Source organism: Pseudomonas brassicae, assembly GCF_010671725.1.
In the GTDB taxonomy this organism is placed as follows: domain Bacteria; phylum Pseudomonadota; class Gammaproteobacteria; order Pseudomonadales; family Pseudomonadaceae; genus Aquipseudomonas; species Aquipseudomonas brassicae.
Window position 1 is genome coordinate 1 of the sequence record NZ_JAAHBU010000460.1, and the last position, 3148, is coordinate 3148.

The 3148-nt window shown below is 65.2% G+C and carries 2 protein-coding genes and 1 pseudogene; all 3 read right to left on the reverse strand.

Features of this window, described 5'->3' with window-relative positions:
- Positions 1-29: 29 nt before the first annotated feature.
- A complete protein-coding gene (locus tag G3436_RS24345) occupies positions 30-662 on the reverse strand; it encodes a LysE family transporter (protein WP_163950429.1) in 633 nt (210 codons plus the stop codon).
- An 84-nt stretch (positions 663-746) separates the two neighbouring features.
- Positions 747-1334, reverse strand: a complete 588-nt coding sequence (locus G3436_RS24350; protein WP_163950431.1) for a mechanosensitive ion channel family protein — start codon at positions 1332-1334, stop codon at positions 747-749.
- Positions 1334-3148, reverse strand: a pseudogene (locus tag G3436_RS24355) (ATP-binding cassette domain-containing protein); the annotation flags it as partial. The pseudogene G3436_RS24355 and the gene G3436_RS24350, both read right to left, overlap by 1 nt.

The window sequence follows — 3148 nt, forward strand, 5'->3', positions numbered from 1 at the left end:
CTGTGGGAACTGGCTTGCCAGCGAAGCGTTTAGACCGGTGCGCGGCGAATGGTGGCCAACAACGTCGCCGCGCCCAGAAACAACCCGGCAAACGTGCGGTTCATGCGCCGCTGCTGTTTAGGTGTGCGCAGCAGGCGCAACACCCGCGCCGCCAGCCCGGTATACCCCGCCATCACGAACAGATCGACCGCAACCATGGTGCCGGTGATGGTCAGGTACTGCGGCAGCAACTCAGCATGCGGGTTGATGAACTGCGGCAGTACCGCGAGCATGAAGATCAGCGCCTTGGGGTTGCTGACGTTGACCAGAAAGCCTCGAAACACCAGGCTCAACGGCTTGCCGATCGGGCGCACCGCCGACTCGTCGGCCATGTCCGCCGGCAACGCCCGCCACTGCTTCACGGCCAGGTAGACCAGGTAGGCAACGCCAAACCACTTGATGATCTGGAACGCGGTGGCCGACGCCGCCAGCACCGCACCGACCCCGGCCGCGATGATCGCAATCTGCATCACCAGCCCCAGCTGCAGCCCCAGCGCATTCCAGTAGCCGCGCCAGAACCCGTACTGCAGGCCGCAGGACATCGAGGCGATAGCCCCGGCCCCCGGCGAAAGACTGATTACCCAACAGGCAGCAAAAAAAGCCAACCACGTTTCCAGCGACATCACACACCTCGGCCCGTACTCAGGTTCAAGGCCTTACGCTAATGCGCCGCTGAAAAAATCACCACATTTTTTTACAGGCCATCGTCAGGCGCCGGTTTTCGGGCTCTCGCTGACCACCGCCAGCCCATCGGAGCCCCGCCAGCGGCGTACGCACTTCTGGAAGAACTGGCTGTTGGGCACCTGCACCAGCGCGCCACCGGCCTCGGGCAGTTCGATCAGCGTAGTGAACAGCAGGTTGATCGCGGTGACGCGGCCCTTCACGCCAGGCTTGTCGAGGGTCTCGACCAGTTCGACGATGTCGCCGATGCGAAACGGCCCCACGGTGAAGATCAGCACCGCGCACAACAGGTTCGACAGCACGCTCCACATGGCGAAGAAGGCCACCGCCGCCACTGCGACGAAGCCCGACAAGGCGGTCCACAGCACCGTGGCCGAGACCCCGAGACGCTCCAGCACGAAGATCAGCGCGCTGCCCATGATCAGCCAGCGCAAGCCGCCACGCAGCGGCACCATCAGCTCCGGCGGCAACGGGTAGCGCTCGCTCAGGCGGATCAGGCAGCGCGCCACCAGCCGTTGCAGCACGAAGGCCGCGACCAGGATCAGCAGGATCTGCAGCCCCATCCAGAACGGCCCGATCCACTCGACCGGCAGCAAGGCTTGCATCGACTCCATCAGGACAGTGCCTCCAGCTCGGCCTGCATGCTTTCGAGCACTTCAAGGGCTTGCATCCAGGCGTCCTCAAGCTCGCCTTCACGCACCTTGAGCTGGGCCTGCCGGGCCAGCAGCTCGCGCAGTTCGTCCTTGCGCGCAGCCTCGTAGACGCCACTGTCGCCCAGGCTCGCATCCACCCTGGCCAGCTCTTCATGCAGCTTGGCAAGCTCGGCTTCAAGCTTGTCGGCCTGGCGCTTGTGCGGCGCCAGTTGCTGGCGCAGGGCCGCCGCCGCCTGGCGCTGGGCCTTCTTGTCGGTCTTGTCCGGGTTGACCGGGGTGCTGCTGAGCGGTGCATTGCGCTGGCGGTACTCGACCAGCCAGCGGGTGTAGTCGTCGAGGTCGCCGTCAAAGGTCTCGACCTTGCCGTCGGCCACCAGCAGGAAGTCGTCGGTGGTGCTCTTGAGCAGGTGACGGTCGTGGGAGACCACCAGTACCGCACCGCTGAATTCCTGCAGGGCCATGGTCAACGCCAGGCGCATTTCAAGGTCCAGGTGGTTGGTCGGTTCGTCGAGCAGCAGCAGGTTCGGCCGTTCCCAGGCAATCAGGGCCAGCGCCAGGCGCGCCTTTTCGCCACCGGAAAAATTCAACACCGGCTCATCGATGCGCGCACCACGGAAGTCGAAACCGCCGAGGAAATCGCGCAGGGTCTGTTCGCGTTCGCTCGGCGCCAGGCGCTGCAGGTGCAGCAACGGGCTGGCCTTGCTGTCCAGCGAGTCGAGCTGTGCTGGGCGAAGTAGCCCACCACCAGGTTCTCGCCGCGCACCAGGCGCCCGGCGAGCGGTTCGAGCTCGCCAGCGAGGTTCTTGATCAGGGTCGACTTGCCCGCACCGTTGGGGCCCAGCAGGCCGATGCGTGCACCGGGGGTGAGCTGCAGCTTGACCTTCTCCAGGATGGTCTTGTCGCCATAGCCCAGACGCGCTTCGGCCAGGTCGAGCAACGGGCTGGAGATCTTTTCGGACTCGCGGAAGGTGAAGTCGAACGGCGAATCGACATGCGCCGCCGACAGCTCTTCCATGCGCTCCAGCGCCTTGATGCGGCTTTGCGCCTGGCGTGCCTTGGTGGCCTGGGCCTTGAACCGGGCGATGTACTTTTCCATGTGCGCACGCTGCGCCTGCTGCTTCTCGTAGGCCTGTTGCTGCTGCGCCAGGCGCTCGGCACGGGCACGCTCGAAGGCGCTGTAGCCACCGCGGTAGAGAGTCAGCTTGCACTGTTCGACATGGGCTACATGGTCGACCACCGCATCGAGGAAATCACGGTCGTGGGAAATCAGCAGCAGGGTGCCGGGGTAGCTCTTGAGCCAGTCTTCCAGCCACAGGATCGCATCGAGGTCCAGGTGGTTGGTGGGTTCGTCGAGCAGCAGCAGGTCACTGGGGCACATCAGTGCCTGGGCCAGGTTCAGGCGCATGCGCCAGCCACCGGAAAAATCGCCGACCCGGCGGTCCATCTGCTCGTTGCTGAAGCCCAGGCCCGCCAGCAGCTTGCGCGCCCGCGCATCGGCGGTGTAGCCGTCGGCACTGTCGAGTTCGACGTGCAGACGCGCCAGCGCATTGTTGTCGTGCGCTCCTCGGCAGTGGCCAGTGCCGTCTGCACCTCGCGCAGGCGCACATCGCCATCAAGCACGTAGTCCACGGCCAGGCGTTCGAGGGTATCGACCTCCTGGCGCATGTGCGCGATGCGCCAGTCGGCGGGCAGCTGGCACTCGCCCGAATCGGGCGTGAGTTCACCGCGCAGCAAGGCGAACAGGCTGGATTTCCCGGCGCCGTTGGCGCCGATCA